At 66.3% G+C, this 19,484-nt stretch carries 15 protein-coding genes; 11 read left to right on the forward strand and 4 right to left on the reverse strand.

What is annotated here, in order from left to right:
- The first annotated feature begins 64 nt into the window (after positions 1-64).
- Together BLR19_RS01940 and mfd are read left to right on the forward strand one after the other, a co-directional pair.
- A complete protein-coding gene (locus tag BLR19_RS01940) occupies positions 65-406 on the forward strand; it encodes an FAD assembly factor SdhE (RefSeq protein ID WP_091746569.1) in 342 nt (113 codons plus the stop codon).
- The gene (mfd, locus tag BLR19_RS01945; RefSeq protein ID WP_091746572.1) at positions 406-3,855 is read left to right on the forward strand and encodes a transcription-repair coupling factor; all 3,450 of its coding nucleotides are present in this window, start codon (positions 406-408) and stop codon (positions 3,853-3,855) included. The genes BLR19_RS01940 and mfd overlap by 1 nt, the downstream gene beginning before the upstream one ends.
- A 6-nt stretch (positions 3,856-3,861) precedes the next feature.
- Here mfd and BLR19_RS01950 read toward each other — a convergent pair whose 3' ends face one another.
- Positions 3,862-5,169 carry a diguanylate cyclase domain-containing protein gene (locus tag BLR19_RS01950; protein ID WP_176758254.1) on the reverse strand — a complete coding sequence of 436 codons (1,308 nt, stop codon included), beginning with the start codon at positions 5,167-5,169 and terminating at the stop codon, positions 3,862-3,864.
- A gap of 297 nt (positions 5,170-5,466) precedes the next feature.
- Here BLR19_RS01950 and BLR19_RS01955 point away from each other — a divergent pair, with 297 nt between their 5' ends.
- On the forward strand, positions 5,467-6,315 hold the full coding sequence (locus BLR19_RS01955) for a YihY/virulence factor BrkB family protein (RefSeq protein ID WP_369818839.1): 849 nt from the start codon (positions 5,467-5,469) through the stop codon (positions 6,313-6,315).
- On the opposite strand, the gene BLR19_RS01960 is transcribed toward BLR19_RS01955, so the two are convergent.
- On the reverse strand, positions 6,272-6,523 hold the full coding sequence (locus tag BLR19_RS01960) for a sulfurtransferase TusA family protein (RefSeq protein ID WP_091746581.1): 252 nt from the start codon (positions 6,521-6,523) through the stop codon (positions 6,272-6,274). The genes BLR19_RS01955 and BLR19_RS01960 overlap by 44 nt on opposite strands.
- Positions 6,520-7,008 carry a CinA family protein gene (locus BLR19_RS01965; protein ID WP_176758255.1) on the reverse strand — a complete coding sequence of 163 codons (489 nt, stop codon included), beginning with the start codon at positions 7,006-7,008 and terminating at the stop codon, positions 6,520-6,522. The genes BLR19_RS01960 and BLR19_RS01965 overlap by 4 nt, the downstream gene beginning before the upstream one ends.
- 40 nt (positions 7,009-7,048) lie before the next feature.
- On the opposite strand from BLR19_RS01965, the gene BLR19_RS01970 reads away from it, so the two are divergent.
- Positions 7,049-9,337: a spermidine synthase gene (locus BLR19_RS01970; protein WP_091746587.1), complete on the forward strand. Its 2,289-nt coding sequence runs from the start codon at positions 7,049-7,051 to the stop codon at positions 9,335-9,337.
- Here BLR19_RS01970 and BLR19_RS01975 read toward each other — a convergent pair.
- Positions 9,334-10,485, reverse strand: coding sequence for a bifunctional 2-C-methyl-D-erythritol 4-phosphate cytidylyltransferase/2-C-methyl-D-erythritol 2,4-cyclodiphosphate synthase (locus BLR19_RS01975; RefSeq protein ID WP_091746590.1), 1,152 nt, complete (start codon positions 10,483-10,485; stop codon positions 9,334-9,336). The genes BLR19_RS01970 and BLR19_RS01975 overlap by 4 nt on opposite strands.
- Positions 10,486-10,580: 95 nt before the next feature.
- Here BLR19_RS01975 and dusB point away from each other — a divergent pair, with 95 nt between their 5' ends.
- From dusB to BLR19_RS02010, 7 genes are all read left to right on the forward strand, one after another.
- Positions 10,581-11,636: a tRNA dihydrouridine synthase DusB gene (gene dusB / locus BLR19_RS01980; RefSeq protein WP_176758256.1), complete on the forward strand. Its 1,056-nt coding sequence runs from the start codon at positions 10,581-10,583 to the stop codon at positions 11,634-11,636.
- Positions 11,633-13,903 carry a sensor histidine kinase NtrY-like gene (locus BLR19_RS01985; protein WP_091746596.1) on the forward strand — a complete coding sequence of 757 codons (2,271 nt, stop codon included), beginning with the start codon at positions 11,633-11,635 and terminating at the stop codon, positions 13,901-13,903. The genes dusB and BLR19_RS01985 overlap by 4 nt, the downstream gene beginning before the upstream one ends.
- A gap of 9 nt (positions 13,904-13,912) precedes the next feature.
- Positions 13,913-15,319, forward strand: coding sequence for a nitrogen assimilation response regulator NtrX (locus BLR19_RS01990; protein WP_066551406.1), 1,407 nt, complete (start codon positions 13,913-13,915; stop codon positions 15,317-15,319).
- Positions 15,319-16,179 (forward strand): D-amino-acid transaminase, encoded by an 861-nt coding sequence (locus tag BLR19_RS01995; protein WP_091746599.1) that lies wholly within the window; start codon positions 15,319-15,321, stop codon positions 16,177-16,179. Before BLR19_RS01990 ends, BLR19_RS01995 begins: the two co-directional genes overlap by 1 nt.
- Positions 16,180-16,280: 101 nt before the next feature.
- A complete protein-coding gene (gene hfq / locus BLR19_RS02000) occupies positions 16,281-16,526 on the forward strand; it encodes an RNA chaperone Hfq (protein WP_003164861.1) in 246 nt (81 codons plus the stop codon).
- A complete protein-coding gene (gene hflX, locus BLR19_RS02005; RefSeq protein ID WP_091746602.1) occupies positions 16,527-17,840 on the forward strand; it encodes a GTPase HflX in 1,314 nt (437 codons plus the stop codon). It abuts the gene before it with no gap.
- A 6-nt stretch (positions 17,841-17,846) separates the two neighbouring features.
- Positions 17,847-19,484, forward strand: coding sequence for a Na+/H+ antiporter (locus tag BLR19_RS02010; RefSeq protein WP_091746605.1), 1,638 nt, complete (start codon positions 17,847-17,849; stop codon positions 19,482-19,484).

Raw genomic sequence — 19,484 nt, forward strand, 5'->3', positions numbered from 1 at the left:
TAACGCTCGCCACGCGGTGGCTCGCTGCTTGAGCGTCTTCCCACTTTGCCGGGCAAGGATTCTTGTGGCCGAAATCGACGCGCGTTCCGAAAGCGAAATGACCCCTGAGCAGATGACGCCTGAGCGCAGGCAGCGGCTGGGACGCATTCAGTTCCGCGCCTGGCGGCGGGGCTTTCGCGAGGCCGACATGGTGCTGGGTCCGTTTTCCGATCAGGTCGCGCCGACCCTGACCGATGCGGAACTGGACCAGTTCGAGCGGCTGATCGACGAGGAAGATCAGTGGCTTTACGGCTGGATCATCGAGCGTGATCCGACGCCGCCCGAGTTCGAGACGCCGGTGATGGCCAAGGTGCGCGCCTTCATGCGCGCCCACGTCGCGGCCGAAGTCGGCAAGGGAATCGGCTGATGGACGCCAAGGTCGAATACCGAACCGATGCCGACCTGGGCGGCGCGCCCGAGGGGCTGGACGCGCTGATCGTCGCCGAACGGATCGAGGCCGGCGGCGGTGTCGGCCTGTTCGTCGCACGCGATTTTCAGAGGTCGGGCAGCTTCGTTCAGGCGTTTCAGTTCTTCTCGAAAGATATTGAAGTCCTGGATTACCCGGCGTGGGACTGTCTACCCTATGACCGACTAAGCCCGACGGCGGGAATCGCGGCGCAGCGCATGGCGACGCTGACGCGACTGGCGATGCGCAAGCCCGGCGACGCGCCGGTTCTGGTCGTGACGACGGTGTCGGCGGCCATGCAACGCACCCCGCCCAAGTCGGTTACGACACAGGCCGGGTTCGAAACCAAGGTCGGACGCGATCTCGATATCCAGGCGCTGGAGCGGTATTTCGCCGCCAACGGCTATGTCCGGGCCTCGACCGTGTCGGAGCGCGGCGAGTTCGCGGTGCGCGGCGGGGTCGTCGACGTCTATCCGCCTGGCTTCGAGGAGCCGGTCCGGCTGGACATGTTCGGATCCGAGCTGGAGTCGATCCGCACCTTCGATCCCGAAACGCAGCGGTCGACCGGCCAGATGACGTCCGTGTCCCTCGCGCCGGTGTCGGAAGCGCTGCTGGATGCAGCGGCCATCTCGCGCTTCCGCACCGGCTATCTGAACCTGTTCGGCGCGCCGGGCGACGACCCGCTGTATGCGACGATCAGCGAGGGCGCGCGGCGTCAGGGCATGGAGCAGTGGCTGCCGCTGTTCTATGAGACTCTGGACAGCCTGTTCGACTATCTGCCGGACGACGCGGCGATCTTCCTGGACAATCAGGTCGAGACGGCCCGCGCCGAGCGATGGGATCTGGTCGCGGACGCCTATGACGCGCGCGCCGAGGCGGCCAAGGCCAAAGGACAGGCCAGCGCCAATCGCGCCTTGCCGCCCAAGCGGCTCTATCTGGACGCCGGCGGCTGGAACCAGGCGCTGGCGGGTCGCACCGTGCGTCGCTTCACGCCCTTCTCCACGGGTCGCGAGGATGCCGGCGGACGGTTGGGCCGGACCTTCGCCGCCGAGCGGGCGCAGGACAGCGTCAATCTGTTCGAGGCGGTGGCGGCCCATGCGGCGGCGCTGAAGGCCGAGGGCAAGCGGGTGCTGTTCGCCTCCTGGACCGAAGGATCGTCGGAGCGTCTGGCGACCATGCTGGCCGACCACGGGCTGGATCACATCGTCGCCGTGCGCGACTGGGCCGATGTTCAGGCGGCCCCGAAAGATCTCTATCTGCGCGGCGTCCTGCCGGTCGAGCACGGCTTTGTCACCGACGCCGTGGCGGTCATTTCCGAGACTGACATCCTGGGCGATCGTCTGGCGCGACCGCGCAAGAAGCGCCGCGCCTCGAACTTCTTGGCGGAGGCGTCGGCCCTGACGACGGGGGATCTGGTGGTTCACCTGGATCACGGGATCGGCCGCTATGAAGGGCTCAAGACGCTGGAAATCCAGCAGGCCCCGCACGACTGTCTGGAGCTGTTCTACGCCGGCGAGAGCAAACTCTATCTACCAGTTGAAAACATTGACCTTCTGACGCGGTACGGTTCGGACTCCGAGGGCGTCCAACTGGACAAGCTGGGCGGCGCAGGCTGGCAGGCCAGAAAGGCCAAGGCCAAGGAACGTCTGCGCGCCATGGCCGAGGGGCTGATCGCTCTGGCCGCCAAACGGGCGCTGCGCGAGACCGATGCGGTTACGCCGCCGCCGGGTCTGTTCGCCGAGTTCTGCGCGCGCTTCCCGTACGAGGAGACCGACGATCAGCTGAACGCCATCGGAGATGTGCTGGAAGATCTGGGCAAGGGCACGCCGATGGATCGCCTGATCTGCGGCGATGTCGGCTTCGGCAAGACCGAGGTGGCGCTGAGGGCCGCCTTCGTCGTGGCCATGACGGGGCAGCAGGTGGCGATTGTCGCGCCGACGACACTGCTGGCGCGCCAGCACTACAAGACCTTCACCGAACGCTTCGCCGGCTGGCCGGTCAAGGTGCGTCAACTGTCGCGGATGGTGGGGTCCAAGGAGGCGGCGGAGACTCGCGCTGGGCTGAAGGACGGCTCGGTCGAGATCGTCGTCGGCACCCATGCGGTGCTGAGCGAACAGGTCGGCTTCCGCGACCTGGGCCTGGTCATCGTCGACGAGGAGCAGCACTTCGGCGTCAAGCACAAGGAGAAGCTGAAGACGCTGCGCGCAGACGTACATCTCTTGACCCTGACCGCCACGCCGATCCCGCGCACGCTTCAGATGGCGCTATCGGGCATCCGCGAGATGTCGATCATCGCCACCCCGCCGGTCGATCGCCTGGCGGTGCGGACCTATGTCACGCCGTGGGATCCGGTCTTGGTGCGTGAGGCTCTGCTGCGCGAGAAGTATCGCGGGGGTCAGGCCTACTATGTCGCGCCGCGCCTGAAGGACCTGCCCGCCATTGAGAAGTTCCTGCGCGAACAGGTGCCCGAGGTGAAGTTCGTCGTGGGTCACGGCCAGATGAGCGCGACCCAGCTGGAGGAGGTGATGAGCGCCTTCTACGACGGGGAATATGACGTCTTGGTCTCCACCACCATCGTCGAGAGCGGGCTGGATATCCCCACGGCCAATACGCTGATCGTGCACCGCGCCGACATGTTCGGCCTGGCGCAGCTTTATCAGATCCGGGGTCGGGTCGGCCGGTCCAAGGCGCGCGCCTTCGCCTATCTGACCACCGATGCGGTCAAGCCGATGACCCTGTCGGCCGAGCGGCGGCTGCAGGTTCTGCAGTCGCTGGACAATCTTGGCGCCGGATTCCAGCTGGCCAGCCACGATCTGGACCAGCGCGGCGGCGGCAATCTGCTGGGCGACGAACAGTCGGGCCATATCCGCGAGGTCGGCGTCGAACTGTACCAGCAGATGCTGGAAGACGCCGTGGCGGAACTGCGTGAAAAGGGCGAGGGACAGGCGGTGGATCGCGGTTGGTCGCCGTCGATCAATGTCGGCGCTTCTGTCCTGATTCCAGAAGATTACGTGCCGGACCTGAACGTGCGCCTGAGCCTCTATCGTCGTCTCTCCGACGCCGAACAGGCCGAGGATCGCGAAGCCTTGGCCGCCGAACTGATCGACCGTTTCGGGCCGCTGCCGGATGAGGCGCAGCAACTGCTGAAGATCGTCGGCATCAAGTCGAACTGCCGCAAGGCCTGCATCGAGAAGATCGACATCGGGCCGCGCGGCGCGGTGCTGACGTTGCGCGACAACAGCTTCCCCAATCCAGCGGGACTGGTCGGGCTGATCCAGAAGAACCATGCCTTCTGGAAAATTCGGCCGGATCAGAAGATCGTCGTGTCGGGCGATTGGCCGACGGCGGAGGAGCGTCTGAAGGTGGCCGAGCGGATCACCGCCGATCTGGCGCGGGTGGCGGGGGCGTAAAGCCCCTCAGCGCGTCTTTTCGAACAGGTCGGCCGAGGCGCGCTCAAGCAGGGCGGCGGCGCTTTCGTCGGGGCGCATCTCGGCGGCGCCGACGTCGAACTCGGCGACGAAGGGCGACCGGTCCGGACCGGCGTCGAAGGCGGTGCAGCCGATCACGGCGGCGATTCGCTCTGCGGCCAGACGCGCCGGTTCAGCGTGAGTCGCGGGCAGGGCCAGGGCGAAGACCTCCTTGGCCAGGCGGGCAGGGGTGTCCTCGACGCGGACCAGGCGCGAAACCATGGCCCCGATCTGCGGCATGGCGCGATCCAGCCAACCGCCCTGACGCGCCCAGGTCACGGACTCGGTTTCGCGCACTCTCAGGACGCAGACGGAAAGCGGGCGCTTGCGCGCGCGCGAGGCCTCGGCGACGCGGCCCAGGTGGCTGGCGAACAGTTCGGGCGTGAACAGGCCTGTTTCAGGATCCATCACGTCCAGGCTGCGCACCGAGTCCAGCGTCTTGCGAATGCCAAGGTGGATGCGGTGCGCGCCGGCCAGGGCCAGGATCCGCTCGGCCGTTTCGCCCTCGGGCGTGTCGGCGGAGGCGACGTCTGCGAAGCCGCGATTGAACAGCTCAGCCAGGCTGATCTCGTTCCTGCCGCGCAGATAGAGCATCAGCGGGATGTGATAGAGGCGCGTGTTGCGCTTCATGCCCGCCGCGATCGACAGGGCCGGCGCATGGTCTTCGGCGCCCCACAGAACGGCGGCGTCGAACGGGCTTTCGTGCAGGTAGTCGAAGGCGGTGTAGGGCGTCGGCGCCGCGACCACCTCGACTCCGGCCGCAGTCAGGGCGTTCGACAGGGCGAGAAAGCGCCGGTCGGCGACGCCGGCGGCCAGAACGCGCAAGGGACCATCGTCGTCGGTCCTTTTGTCCAAGCCGACCCCGCGCGTGGCGAAGGTGGTGACGCGCAGCCGATATTCTTCCTCGGCGATGGCGGCCCGGCCCAGCTGCTCCAGACGCAAGGCGGCCTGGGCCGGATGCGGCGGCGTGGACATGGTCAGATCCGCACCCTTCACCGAATCAGGGCGGGCGCCGATGACCACGATGGGCAGGCGGCGCGGCTCGGCGGCGGCGCGAAGGCGAGACGCCACATCGGCGTCGAAGGTGTTGATGTCGATGACGGCGGCTTCGAGCGGAAAGTCCTGAAGCGTCATCTCGGCCGAGACCACGTCGCGGGCGGTCACCGTCGTCCAGCCCAGCGCGTCCAGACCCGCAGCGAGCGGCCTGATCCGGCCATCGTCAGCCGCCAGGATCAATACGCGCGCGTCGAAAGCCAAGCCCATCGTCTCCAAAAGTCGCCGCGCCAATAGCCGGCCGGAAACGCGCGGACCATAGCGACGAGGGTGTTAAGGATGCAATGTCGTCTGGCCAAAGCGATGCGGCCGGATCGCGAATGATCGTCCTCACGCGGATGAGACTTTCGCCGCAGACGAATTCCGCTAGGTTCCGCCGCTTGTGCAACGGTTGTGGGGACCGATTTGAGTGAGCAACTGACACGGTCGGTCCTGAAAGCGCCTGGGTTTTGGGGCGGGCTGGCCGTGCGAGCGTTCACCCGCAGCTGGGGGCGCGACGTCATGCTCTATACGGGCGGCGTGTCCTTTTTCGCCCTGCTGGCCGTGTTTCCGGCGATCGCCATCCTGATCGGCTTCTACAAGTTGGGTCTGTCGATCAGCGAAGTCAGCGCCCAGGCAACCGCCTTGTCGGACCTGCTGCCCAAGGCGGCGCAGACCATTTTTCAGGGCGAGATCACGCGTTTGAGCAATGCATCGGCGCGGACGGTTTCCGCTCAGAGCGCTTTCGCCCTGTTCGTCGGCGCATATGCCGCGCACCGGGGTTTCAAGGCCTTGTTGGCGGGTTTGAACCTGATTCATGACGAGACCGAGCCGCACGGCTTCTTCAAGTTCAATCTGCTGGCCTTCTTCGTGGCCATCTTTGCCTTTGCGCTGTTCACTGTCGTGTCGGGCGCGGTCGTGACCGTGCGGATTATGGCGCATGCGTCGTCGTCGGCCGCCGGCCTGCCCGAGCGCAGCGGCATGGCGCCGCTGGACGCCTTCCTGCCCGCGATCGGCTTGGTCATCGGGCTGACGCTGCTTTACCGCTACGCCATGAGCCACAGGGCACCGGTCGCCTGGCTGCCGGCGACGGCGGGCGGTCTGGTGGCGACATTGATGTCGGTCGTCTCGTCGTGGCTGTGCGCCATCTATGTCGAGCAGATCGCGCCGCTGGGGGCCACCTATGGATCGGTCGGCGCCGTGGTGGTGCTGCTGATCTGGCTGTCGTGGAACGTCAACGCCATCTTCTACGGCGGCGCCTTCGCCACCGAGATGGAACTGGCGGCCAAGGCGCGCGCGATCGCCGACACACCGCCGGCCGATGTCGTCAATCTGTCGGAGCGTCGAGCCGGGCGCCGGTCTCGATCGTAAAGCGAAGAAGGCCGTCGGCGTCCTCGATCTCGAGCACGCGCCCGCCTTTCTGAGACAACAGAAACGGCACATCGATTCGGGCCATCGGATCGGTGGCCAGCAGCACGATCCGCGCGCCGGGCGAGGCGGTTTCCAACGCCTTCATCAGCTTCAGGCTGGGAACAGGGCAGCGGTGACCCCTGGCGTCGATAACGACCGGGTCGCTCACGCGAGCCGATCCGCCAGCAGTTCCAGCGCCACACGAACGCTGGCTTGGCGAATGTCGTCGCGGCCGAGGTCGCCGAACCGCTCGACACGGTGAACGACGCCTTGTGGGCCTGACGCCGCGAAGTGGACCAGACCCACGGGTTTATCGACCGATCCGCCGCCCGGTCCGGCCACGCCTGTTACGGACACAGAGACGGAGGCGCGCGAGTGCGCCACGGCGCCCTCAGCCATCGCCACTGCGACGGCTTGAGACACGGCGCCGTGGGCGGACAGGCTTTCCAGCGATACGCCCAGCATCTCGGCCTTGGCCTCGTTGCTGTAGGTGACGAAGCCGCGATCCAGGACCGCTGACGAGCCGGGGATGGCCGTGATCGCAGCGGATACCAAACCGCCCGTGCAGCTTTCGGCCGTCGCCAGCATCACGCCGCGCGCGCTGGCCGTTGCGACAATCTGTTGCGCCAGCTGCGCGATATCTTGGGAAAACATGGTCTTTTCATAGGCCGCGAACCCCGCTCTAACCAGAGCCATGACCGAGGCTGTCGATCCGTTACGCCCCGCCGCCCCGACATCGGATCGCATCGCGCCGATCCTGTTCGCCGTCGCCATCTTCACATCGGCCTGTCTGGTCTTCGTCGTTCAACCGATGGCGGCCAAGCTGCTGTTGCCGACGCTGGGCGGATCGCCTTCGGTGTGGAACGCGTCGATGGTGTTCTTCCAGACCGCGCTGCTCGCTGGATATGGCTATGCGCACCTGCTGCAACGTTTGGCGACGATGCGGGCGCAGGTCGGGGTTCACCTGGGCCTGCTGATCGTGGCGGCGTTTTTCCTGCCCCTGCAGATCAGCGGCCTGTTGGGGGATCCCGATCCGTCCCAACCGGCGATGTGGCTGCTGGCGACGCTGGCGGTGTCCATCGGCGCGCCGTTCGCTGTGCTGTCGGCGACTGCGCCGCTGCTTCAGGCCTGGTATGCGCGCGTGCGGGCCGGACATGCAGACGGCCAGAACCCCTACGTTCTCTATGCCGCCTCGAACCTGGGCAGCTTCGTGGCCCTGCTGGCCTATCCGGTCGTGATCGAGCCGCTGGCCAGCCTGTCGGATCAGCGCCTGGGCTGGAGCGTCGGCTATGGGCTGTTCGTGGTGATGGTCGTGGGGCTGGGCGTTCAGGTCTGGCGACGACGCGAGATTGGAACGGCGGAGCCCGCGCCACTTGAGGCCAGCCCGCCGATTGCTTGGCGCGAAAAGGGGATGCTGGTTCTGCTGGCCGCCGCACCGTCCAGTCTGATGCTGGGGGTGACGGCGCATCTGACGACGGATGTGGCTTCGGCCCCCTTTCTGTGGGTCATACCGCTCGCGCTCTATCTGCTGACGTTTGTCATCGCTTTCCAGACCCGGCCGGCTGTTTCGCCGGCCATCGGCCTTGGTTTGCAGGCGGCGGCGGCAGCGGCCTGCGCCGCCCTGATTGCGTTCCGGACAGGCGAATGGCTGCTGGTGTTCGCCGTCAATCTGGCGGCCTTCTTCTTCACCGCGCTGATGTGTCACCAAAGGCTGGCGGCGCGGCGGCCGGCGCCGGATCGTCTGACCGAATTCTATCTGTTGCTGTCGCTGGGCGGCGTAGTCGGCGGACTGTTCAACGGCCTGATCGCGCCGGCCATTTTCGACATGGTGTGGGAATATCCGCTGGTGCTGGTGGCGGTCGGATTGCTGCGGCCGTGGAGCCGTCGCGAGATCAGGCCGTGGGAGATCATCTGCTGCGTCGCCGGCGTGGTCATCGCACTGTTGGGGCCGCTGTCGATGGAGGCGGTCCGCTATGCGCCCGACATTCGCGCGGCCATCCCGGACGCCGAACTGGTGCGGATCGCGCAAGCCATCCTGGGGATCGCGACCCTGTTCGCCTTCCTGGTCCGCGATCGGGCGGTGATGTTCACGATCGTTTTGGCCGTTATCGTCTGGTCCGGCTATCATCTGGCGCGCGGTTATGACTGGGCCCTGTCGGAACGCAGCTTCTTTGGCGTGATGCGGGTGGCCAAGATCGACGATCCGCTGATGGGCGGGCCGGTTCATGTACTGATGCACGGCACGACTTTGCATGGTGCCCAGGCCCAGGCGCCGTCGAACCGCTGTCAGCCAACGCTCTATTATGCGACCTCGACGCCGCTGGGGCAGGCGATGCTGCAGATGCAGGCACGTCGGCTGGACGGCGCGCGCGTCGGCGTTGTGGGGCAGGGCTCGGGCGCCATGGCCGCCTACAAGCGCGCCCAGGACCAACTGACCTTCTTTGAGATCGATCCGATGGTGGATCGACTGTCGCGCGACCCGCAATGGTTCAGCTTCATCAACGGCTGCGCCGACGGGCCGGTGCGGACGGTTCTAGGGGATGCGCGCCTGACGATGGATCGTGAGCCGGCAGGATCCTACGACCTGCTGGTCATCGACGCCTTCTCGTCCGACGCCGTGCCGACGCATTTGCTGACGGTGGAGGCGATCCGCGGCTATCTGCGGCTGCTGGCGCCCGACGGCGTCGTGGTGCTGCATCTGTCGAACCGGAACCTGGAGATCACCCTGCCGGCCGAGGCGGCGGCGCAGGCGCTGAAGGTTCCGAACCTGCACCAGGTTTATATCGAGCAATCGGGCCAGGGGGACATGGCCGAAGCCTCCACCGAGGCCCTGTTGATCGGCAAGAGTCCGGCGGCGCTGGAGGGCTTCAGGGACGATGCGCGTTGGCGCAAGCTGTCGCCGACGACGGTGCGTCCTTGGACGGACGACTACGTCAATCTGTTCGGATCGCTGGTGCGTCAGATGAAGATGGCGGCGCGCTAGGCGGCTGGCGTTTCCACAGTCGCCACGGCCTGGGCGGCCAAACCCTCGCCGCGTCCGGTGAAACCAAGTCCTTCGGTCGTGGTGGCCTTGACGCTGACGGCGTCGAGCGGAAGGTTCAGAAGCCCGGCGATCCGGTCGCGCATGGCCTGGCGGTGCGGCTTCACCTTGGGTCGTTCGCAGATCAGGGTGACGTCGACATTGACGATGCGGCCGCCCCGCGCCGCGACCAGTTCGGCGGCATGGATCAGGAACTGGTCCGAGGAGGCGCCTTTCCATTTCGGATCCGTTGGCGGGAAATGGTCGCCGATGTCGCCCGCCGCGATGGCGCCCAGGATGGCGTCGGTCAGGGCGTGGAGACCGGCGTCCGCGTCGGAGTGGCCAATCAGCGTTTGATCGTGCGGCACCTCGATCCCGCAAAGCCAGACGGACCCGCCGGGCCCCCAGCGATGCACGTCATAGCCGGAGCCAATGCGGGTCTGATAACGCTGCGCTTGGGGCAGCAGAGCTTCGGCCATGGCGAAATCCTCGGGATAGGTCAATTTCATCAGACGCGCATCGCCCTGAACCAGGGCCACCGCACCGCCGCTGCGCTGCACGACGACGGCTTCGTCGGTCGGAACCTCGGCGTCCGGCCAGGCCGCATAGGCGGTCTCGATCACGCCCCGGCGGAAGGCTTGAGGCGTCTGGGCGCGCCACAGACCGTCGCGATCAACCACGTCGGTCATGATTTCCGCCTCGCCACGCCGAAGGCTGTCGGCGACAGGCAGGGCGGGCAGGGCGCCGTCCGAAGTTTCAAGGGCCGACAGTAGACGGTCGATGACGGCGGCGTCCAAAAGCGGACGGGCGGCGTCATGGATCAGCACTGGCTGATCCGTTCCACAGGTCAGGGCTGCAAGCCCGGCGCGGACCGAATCGGCGCGGGCGGCTCCACCGACGACGGCTTTCCAACGCGGCAAACCGGACAGCACCTCGGCCACACGCTCAACGGCGTCAGGCGCGATCACGACGATCAGTTCGTCCGCGCCGGCGTTCAGCAGGGCCTCGGCGGACCAGCGCAGCACGGGCTTTCCACCCAGGTTCCGCCACTGCTTGTCGCCGCCGGCGCGCGAGCCGGAACCGGCTGCGACGATGATGCCCGAAAATGTCATGGCGGCCTTGATAGTGCGCGCGGCGACGGGGCGAAACCATCAAAGCGCCGCGGTCGTGCTTGACGAGTGCTGCTGCGATGCGGCGAAAGACGGAAATGCCCAAGACCTTGCAAATCGGCGATGTGACCGTGCCCGGCCAGGTGCTGATGGCGCCGATGACCGGCGTGACCGACCTGCCGTTCCGCGTGCTCGCCTCCAGATTAGGCGCCGCCTATGTCGCCACGGAAATGGTGGCCGCCAAGGAATTGGCGCGGGCGCGGCCGGACGTCGTGCGGCGCGCCGCCGTGGGAGCCGGTCTGCCGCTGACCGTCATCCAGCTGGTCGGACGTGATCCCGAACAGATGGGCGAGGGGGCGCGGATGGCGCAAAAGGCTGGGGCGGACATCGTCGATCTGAACTTCGGCTGTCCGGCCAAGGAGGTCACAGGCTCGGCCGCCGGTTCGGCCCTGATGCGGACGCCCGATCTGGCCTGTCGGATCATGGAGGCGGCGGTCAAGGCGACCGATCGGCCGGTGACGGTCAAGATGCGACTGGGCTGGGATGACGAGAGCCGAAACGCCGCCGAACTGGCCCGCCGCGCGGAAGCGATCGGCGTCAAGGCCGTCACGGTGCATGGCCGGACGCGAAAACAATTCTACACCGGGCAAGCGGATTGGGACGCGGTCGGGACGGTGAAGGCGGCGGTCGGCATCCCCGTCATCGTCAATGGCGACATCATCACCGCCGATGAAGCGCGTCAGGCCTTGGCGCAGTCCGGTGCGGACGGATTGATGCTGGGACGTGGCGTCTATGGCCGGCCGTGGCTGGCGGCGCACCTTGAGCGGGCGCTGATCGACGGCGTGGCGCTGGAGGAACCCGGGCCTGAAGAGCGTCTGGCGATCGTGATCGAGCATCTGCGGGCGTCGGCCGAGTTCTACGGTTTGCCGCTGGGTCTGAAGATGTTCCGCAAACATCTGGGCTGGTACATCGAACAGTCGCCTTGGCCGGCCGATCCGCAACACCGTCGAGAGGCGAAGGCAAGAATTTGCCGTCTGGACGATCCGATGGGCGTCGAAGCGGCCATGCACGAACTGTGGCGGCCGGATTTGCCTCGGTCTGGCAAGTCTGCTGTTGAAAATGGGCCACAGGTGTTGGAGACTGCTGTGGCATGACGGATACGCCCTCAGCACGCACCGCTTCACCCGACCTCGCGTCGGACGACGGGTCGTTCTGGGGGTGGGTCGATAGCGAACGGGCGCGGACCGGCTTCGGACTGGCGTTCTTTCTGGCTGTCGCGATCACGGCGGCGGCCATCTGGCTGGTGGCGGTCGCGCCGGGGGCCACATCAGGGTCGGCGCGCGGATCGAGCAGCCAGATCGCCCTGATCGTGCTGGCCGCCAATCTGCTCCTGATTTCCGGCTTGGCCATCATCGTCGGCCGGCGCGTGCTGACCCTCGTTCGCAGCACCGATGAAGCCGGATCGCGCCTTCACCTGAGGTTCGTCGCCCTGTTCTCGATGGTGGCCTTGGTCCCGTCGGTGCTGATCGCCCTGGTGTTCGGCGTTCTGGTCAATCGAGGCGTAGACCAATGGTTCAGCCAGAACGTCCAAGCCTCGGTCGAGAACGGAGCGATCGTGGGCCGCGCCTATATCCAGGACGTTTCGGCCGCAATGGATGCTGACCTGGTCACCATTTCGGATCAGTTGGGAAGCGCGAGAAGCCTGTTTGCTGATCGCATTCAGTTTAACGACGCGCTAGGCCAAGTTGGGGATATCTTCGGCTATCCCGCCATCTATATTCTGGATGGCAAGGGCGAGGTGCTGGCTCGCGCTGAAAAGACAGGCGCGCCTCCTTATCTTGCGCCGCCGCGCGATGAACTCGCGGCCGCAGCTGAAGGCGGGCAGCCTCCGCAGACCGTCACGCAGCATCCAGACGCCGTCCGGTCGATCATCGCCCTGCCAGCCTATGGCGACGCCTATCTTTATCTGGTGCGTCCGCTTCAGGACGGCCTTGTGGCGCGAATGAACACGTCGGTTCAGTCGATCCAGGCTTATCGGGAAGCTCAGGAGAGCCGCGCCCGTATACAGTCGGCCTTCATCCTCAGCTATCTGGAAACGGCGCTGCTGGTGCTGGTCGGGGCGGTGTGGCTGGGAATGTCGGCAGCCAGCAGCATCTCCGCGCCCATTGGTCGCTTGGTGAAGGCGGCGGGACAGGTCGCGGGCGGCGACTTCACCGCACGGGTCGACAGCGACGGCGCCCCGGCCGAAATCGCCACCCTGTCGGACGCCTTCAACCGCATGACCGGCGATCTACAGGCTCAGCAGGCCGCGCTGAAGGCCGCGAGCGACGAGGCGCACGATCGCAGCCGCTTCATCGAGACGGTGCTGTCGGGCGTCAGCGCCGGGGTCATCGGCCTGGACAAGCGCGGGCGGGTGTCGGCCATCAACGACAGCGCCGTGCAACTGCTTCACATCGAGAATGCTGAGGTTCTGGGCCATGAACTCGCGGCCCTGTCGCCAGAGCTGAGCGATCTGGTGCGGCGCGCCGAGGCTCATATCGAGGAAGACATCGACGTCAGCCGGGGCGGAGACACGCGGCGGCTGCGCGTTCGGATCGAGGGTGGTCTGGGCGGCGAGATGGTCCTGACCTTCGACGACATCACTCGCCTGGTGACGGCCCAGCGAAACGCCGCCTGGCGCGACGTGGCCCGTCGCATCGCCCACGAGATCAAGAACCCCCTGACGCCGATCCAACTGTCGGCCGAGCGGCTGAAACGGAAGTATCGCGCGCGGATCGGCGAGGATGTCGAGATCTTTGACCGCTGCACCGACACCATCATCCGCCAGGTCGGAGACATCGGCCGCATGGTCGATGAGTTCTCTTCCTTTGCTCGCATGCCGGCGCCGCGTTTCGCGCCCGAGAACCCGGCCGAATTGTTGCGCGAGGCGGTGTTCGCCCAACGGGTCGCCGCGCCGGACATCGTCGTCGACATCACCGAGCCCCTGCCCAAGGCGACGATGCAGGCCGACGGCCGCATGGTAGGGCAGGCGCTGATTAACATCCTCAAGAACGCTGGCGAGTCGGTTGCGGCGCAAAGGCTTGCGGCGGGCGAGGCGGCGGCGTCGGATCGTGCAGGCGTCATCGCGTCGCTGACGATCGAAGACGGCGTCGCGACCTTCGTGATCGAGGACGACGGCGTGGGTCTGCCGACGCGCGACCGTGATCGCCTTACCGAACCCTATGTGACCACGCGCGAAAAGGGCACGGGCCTGGGCCTGGCCATCGTCAAACGCATTTGCGAGGACCACGGCGGCGAGCTGAAGCTGGCCGACGCCCAGACCCTGCGCGGCGCACGCGTGTGCATGATCTTCCCCCTGAAACCCCACGGTAAAGGCGGCGAGGGCGCGGAGCGCAAGCTCCAGACCCTGGCCGCCGGATAGCGAGGCAAGATGCGACCAACCGGTTCCGACATTCTCGTTGTCGACGACGAGGCCGACATCCGCGACCTGGTGTCCGGCCTGCTGGAGGACGAAGGCCATGCCGTGCGCGTCGCCGCCAACTCCGACGAGGCCTTGGCCGCGATCCGGGCCAGGAAGCCGTCGCTGGCGATCCTGGACATCTGGATGCAGGGCGGCGGGCTGGACGGGCTGGAGCTGTTGGAGGTCGTCAAAGAACTGGACCCTGACCTGCCGGTGGTGATGATTTCCGGTCACGGCAACATCGAGACGGCAGTGACGGCGCTGAAACGCGGCGCCTATGACTTCATCGAAAAGCCGTTCAAGTCGGATCGACTGGTCGTCGTGGTCGAACGCGCTATTGAGGCGGCGACGCTGAGGCGCGAGAACCGCCGCCTGCGCGCGGCGACTATGACGCCGTCGGGTCTGATCGGTCGATCGCAGGCCGCGCAGGCCTTGCGCAGCACCATCGCCAAGGTGGCCCAGGCCAACAGTCGGGTCCTGATCGCCGGACCGGCAGGCTCCGGCAAGGAGCTGGTGGCGCGGCAGATCCACGAAGCGAGCCCGCGCGCCCGCGCCGAGTTCGTTGCGATTTCGGCCGCCGGCATGACGCCGGAACGTCTGGACGTCGAACTGTTCGGCGAGGAGGGCCAGGACGGCCGTCCGCGCAAGATCGGCGTGTTCGAACGCGCCCACAACGGCACGCTATATCTGGATGAAATCAGCGACATGCCGCGCGAAAGCCAGAGCCGCATCCTGCGCGTTCTGGTGGACCAGCGGTTCCGGCGTGTCGGCGGAGAGCAGGACGTTCAGGTCGATGTGCGCGTCGTGACCTCTACATCGCGCGATCTGAAGGCCGAGATCGCAGAGGGACGTTTCCGCGAAGACCTGTTCCACCGTCTGAACGTGGTGCCGATCCGTGTCCCGCCGCTGTCGGAACGGCGCGAGGACATCGCCGAACTGGTCGAATATTTCGTCGACACGATCAGCGCTTCGCAAGGTCTGCCCAAACGCATCGTCGGGGACGATGCGGTGGCGGTGCTGCAGGTTCACCCGTGGCCCGGCAACATCCGCCAACTGCGCAACAATATCGAGCGTCTGCTGATCCTGGCGACAGGCGATCCGGCCGAAACGATCACCGCTGATATGCTGCCGCAGGAGGTGGCGACCTCTAACGGCGGGACGGCGAACCTGGGCGGCGAGCGCACCATCGCCCTGCCGCTGCGCGAGGCGCGCGAGGTGTTCGAGCGGGAATATCTGGCGGCCCAGATCATGCGGTTCGGCGGCAATATCTCGCGCACCGCCGCCTTCATTGGCATGGAGCGATCGGCCCTGCATAGAAAGCTGAAGTCGCTGGGCGTCTCGCCTGCACGCGGCGGCGATGAAGAAGAGCCGGCCTGATGTCACGCGTCGCCTATGTGAATGGCGCGTATAGCGCGCATGGCGAGGCCGTGGTCCATATCGAGGATCGCGGTTTCCAGTTTGCAGACGGCGTCTATGAGGTCTGGTCGGTCTTCGACGGGCGGCTGGCTGATTTCGAAGGTCACATGAGCCGCCTTCACCGCAGTCTGAGCGAACTCAAGATCGACATTCCGATGAGCGCCGGCGCCTTGGGCGTCGTTCTGCGAGAGACCGTGCGGCGCAATCGTGTGCGCAACGGCATGGTCTATCTGCAGGTCACACGCGGCACGGCGCCGCGCGATCATGGCTTTCCGACCGATATCGCGCCCAGCGTGGTCGTGACCGCCAAGTCGATCGATCCGGCGCGAAATCAGCGTCTGGCGCAGAACGGCGCGGCCGGCGTCACCCAACCCGATATTCGCTGGGGCCGTTGCGACATCAAGACGGTCGGCCTGCTGCCGAATGTGCTGGCCAAACAGGCGGCGCGCGAGCGCGGAGCCTACGAGTGCCTGATGTACGATGACATGGGTCTGATCACCGAAGGCGCATCGACCAATGCGTGGATCGTGGATGAGGACGGCAGGCTGAGAACGCGGGACATCCAGGCCAATATCCTGCGGGGTGTCACGCGAGCAGCCGTCTTCGAGCTCGCCGCCGCCGAGGGTGTCGAACTGGAAGAACGCGCCTTCTCGGTCGATGAAGCGAAACGCGCACGCGAAGTGTTCGTCACCGCCGCCAGCGCCTTCATCATGCCGTTGGTTTCGCTGGACGGCGTGAAGATCGGCGACGGCCAGCCCGGCCCCGTCGCGACCCGCCTGCGAGAACTCTATCTTGAACAGGCGCGTCGAGGGGCCATTTAGGGCGTTGCCCGAGCGGCCGGGCGGCGGTTAAGGTCGCGGTTGGCTGCATCGGCCCCGCCGCTCCCACGGCGACGAACAACGAAGAACAGGAAAAACCTGCCATGTCGCAAGACAAACGTCAGAACCTTCAGGACACCTTCCTCAACTCGGTCCGCAAGACCAAGACGCCGCTGACCATCTTCCTGGTCAACGGAGTCAAGTTGCAGGGCATCGTGACCTGGTTCGACAACTTCTGTGTCCTGCTGCGCCGCGATGGCCAGTCCCAGCTGGTGTACAAGCACGCCATCTCAACCATTATGCCGTCCGCGCCCGTTCAACTGTACGAGCCCGACGCCGAAGAAGACTGATTGACCCAAAAACTGATCGACCACACCGTCCCGCTGATCCGGGCGGTCGTCATTCACCCCGACCGACGCTCGGACAGTCCCCGGCTGGCGAGCGAACGGCTTGAGGAGGCTGCGGGCCTTGCCCGCGCGCTGGACCTCGATGTGCGTGCCGAAGAGATCGTTCGGCTGCGCAGCACCACGCCAGCGACCCTGTTCGGCACGGGCAAGGTCGAGGAGTTGGCCGCGCTCGTGCGCGCCGCAGACGCCGAGGCTGTCATCATCGACGACGCCCTGACGCCGGTGCAGCAGCGCAATCTGGAAAAGGCGTGGGAGGTGAAGGTCATCGACCGCACCGGCCTGATCCTGGAAATCTTCGGCCGTCGCGCGCGGACCAAGGAGGGGCGGCTTCAGGTCGAACTGGCGCGACTGGATTATGAGCGGTCGCGGCTGGTGCGGACCTGGACCCACCTTGAGCGGCAACGGGGCGGCACCGGTTCGACCGGTGGGCCCGGCGAAACCCAGATCGAGCTGGACCGGCGTCTGATCGCCGACCGCATCGTCAGGCTGAAGTCCGAGTTGGAAGAGGTGCGACGCACGCGCGCCCTGCACCGCAAGCAGCGTCAGAAGGCGCCGTTCCCGACGATCGCCCTGGTCGGCTACACCAATGCCGGCAAGTCGACGCTGTTCAACCGACTGACGGGGTCGGAGGTCTTCGCCAAGGACCTGTTGTTCGCCACTCTGGACACGACTCAGCGCACCATCCGGCTGCCGCAAGGGCGACCGGCCATCGTGGCGGATACGGTCGGCTTCATCTCCGACCTGCCCCACGAACTGGTCGAGAGCTTCCGCGCGACCCTGGAGGAGGTCGGCGAGGCCGATCTGATCCTGCACGTCCGCGACATCGCCTCGCCCGACAGCGCGGCCCAGGCCAAGGACGTCGAGGCCGTGCTGAAACAGATCGAGACGCCAGAGGGCAAGACGCGCCGGGTGCTGGAGGTCTGGAACAAGATCGACCTGCTGGACGACGAGGCGCGCGAGACTGTGCTGGGTCAGGCCGAACGGTTGGCGAAGGACGGTGAGGCGGTCGCCGTCTCAGCCTGGACGGGGGAGGGGATCGAGCCTCTGCGCCAGATCATTGCCGGCCTGATCGACGACGATCCCGAGACTCAGCTGACGCTCGAACCGCATCAGGGCGAGGCCCTGGCGTGGCTGTACGAACATGGGCGGGTCACGTCGCGCGATGCGGACGAGCTTGGCCGTACTCACGTCACGGTCCGGCTGCACCCTGCGGCGCTCGGGCGATTCGAGCGCCTGTATCCCGACCTGACCGACTGAGTTTTCATGCATCTGATCGAAACCGTCCTGCTTCTGCTGTTGGCCGTGGTGGTGTCGGGTTCGATCGCGCGGATCACGCGCATCGCCTTGCCTTTGGTTCAGATCGGGCTGGGCGCGGCCATCGTGCTGATCACGGGCAAGACGGTCGATCTTGAACCGGACATCTTCTTTCTGCTGTTCCTGCCGCCGCTGCTGTTTCTGGACGGCTGGCGAATTCCCAAGGAAGACCTGTTTCGCGACCGGGCGGTCATCCTCGAGTTGGCGCTGGGGCTGGTGCTGTTCACCGTCGTCGGTCTGGGTTTCCTGATCTGGTGGATGATCCCAGAGATGCCGCTGCCGGTCGCCTTCGCCCTGGCCGCCATCCTGTCGCCGACCGATCCCATCGCGGTTCAGGCGATCGCGGCGCGGGCGCCGATCCCGAAGCGCCTGATGCACATTCTGGAAGGCGAGTCGCTGTTGAACGATGCGACGGGCCTGACCTGCATGCGGATCGCGGTCGCCGCCGCGACGACGGGCGCGTTTTCGATCGGCCATGCAATCGGAACATTCGCCTGGCTGGCCCTGGTTGGGGTCGCCGTCGGCGTTCTGGTCACCATGGCCATCAGCTACGCCAAGAGCTTCGTCAGCCGACGCTGGGGCGAGGACGTGGGCGCGCAGATTCTTATCAGCCTGCTGATCCCGTTTGCGGCGTATCTGGTCGCGGAAGAACTGCATGCGTCCGGCATCCTGGCGGCGGTGGCGGCCGGGGTGACGATGAGTTTCACCGAACGCGGCGGCATCGCCGGCCAGTCGATGGCGATGACGCGGATCCGGCGTAGCGTCGTGTGGGACACGGTTCAGTTCGTCGCCAACGGCATCATCTTCGTGATTTTGGGCGAACAGATGCCCTCGATCATGTCACGCGCGGCCGAGGTGGTGGCGGGCACCAGCCGGCCCGAAGTCTGGTGGCTGGCGGTCTATGTGTTCGGCATCGTCGCCACCTTGGCCGCGCTGCGGTTCGTCTGGGTCTGGACCTCGCTGAAGCTGACCCTGTTTCGCCGCCGTCATCGCGGTCCGCCGGCCAAGGTCGGTTTGCGGCTGACTATGGTGATGTCTCTGGCGGGCGTGCGGGGCGCGATCACTCTGGCGGGTATTCTGACCCTGCCGTTCGCCTTAGGCGACGGGTCGCCGATGCCGTCGCGGAACCTGGCGATCTTCCTGGCGGCGGGCGTGATCGTGGTGTCGCTGGTGTTGGCGACCTTCGCCTTGCCCCGCCTGCTCAAGAACGTCGAACTGCCGCCGGAGCCTTCGCATGAACAGGAGGAAGATCGGGGCCGGGTCGCCGCCGCCTCGGCCGCCATCCGCGCCATCGAGGACGCCTCGCACGCCATGGCGGAGGGCAAGTCCAACCCCGACCTCTATTCCGACATCGCGGGCCGGATCATGGAGACCTATCGCCAGCGGATCGAGACCCATACCCGCACGGACGAGGAAGACGCAGCCCTGACGCGCAAGATGGACGACATCGAGCGGCGTCTGTGGCTTGCAGGGCTGGCCGCCGAGCGAGAAGAGTTACGTCGGTTGCTGAGGGCGCGTCAGCTGGACGAGGTTACGGCCAAGAAGCTGTTCCGTGACCTCGATCTACAGGAACTGCGCTATCTCTGA

Origin of the sequence: Brevundimonas sp. 374 (assembly GCF_900102995.1) — a bacterium.
Taxonomy (GTDB): Bacteria; Pseudomonadota; Alphaproteobacteria; order Caulobacterales; family Caulobacteraceae; genus Brevundimonas; species Brevundimonas vesicularis_C.

Coding starts and splice junctions, on each gene's coding strand:
- mfd (WP_091746572.1), top strand. CDS start 406: ATGGACGCCAAGGTCGAATACCGAACCGATGCCGACCTGGGCGGCGCG.
- BLR19_RS01955 (WP_369818839.1), top strand. CDS start 5,467: ATGCTCTATACGGGCGGCGTGTCCTTTTTCGCCCTGCTGGCCGTGTTT.
- BLR19_RS01965 (WP_176758255.1), bottom strand. CDS start 7,008: ATGTTTTCCCAAGATATCGCGCAGCTGGCGCAACAGATTGTCGCAACG.
- BLR19_RS01970 (WP_091746587.1), top strand. CDS start 7,049: ATGACCGAGGCTGTCGATCCGTTACGCCCCGCCGCCCCGACATCGGAT.
- BLR19_RS01975 (WP_091746590.1), bottom strand. CDS start 10,485: ATGACATTTTCGGGCATCATCGTCGCAGCCGGTTCCGGCTCGCGCGCC.
- dusB (WP_176758256.1), top strand. CDS start 10,581: ATGCCCAAGACCTTGCAAATCGGCGATGTGACCGTGCCCGGCCAGGTG.
- BLR19_RS01985 (WP_091746596.1), top strand. CDS start 11,633: ATGACGGATACGCCCTCAGCACGCACCGCTTCACCCGACCTCGCGTCG.
- BLR19_RS01990 (WP_066551406.1), top strand. CDS start 13,913: ATGCGACCAACCGGTTCCGACATTCTCGTTGTCGACGACGAGGCCGAC.
- BLR19_RS01995 (WP_091746599.1), top strand. CDS start 15,319: ATGTCACGCGTCGCCTATGTGAATGGCGCGTATAGCGCGCATGGCGAG.
- hfq (WP_003164861.1), top strand. CDS start 16,281: ATGTCGCAAGACAAACGTCAGAACCTTCAGGACACCTTCCTCAACTCG.
- BLR19_RS02010 (WP_091746605.1), top strand. CDS start 17,847: ATGCATCTGATCGAAACCGTCCTGCTTCTGCTGTTGGCCGTGGTGGTG.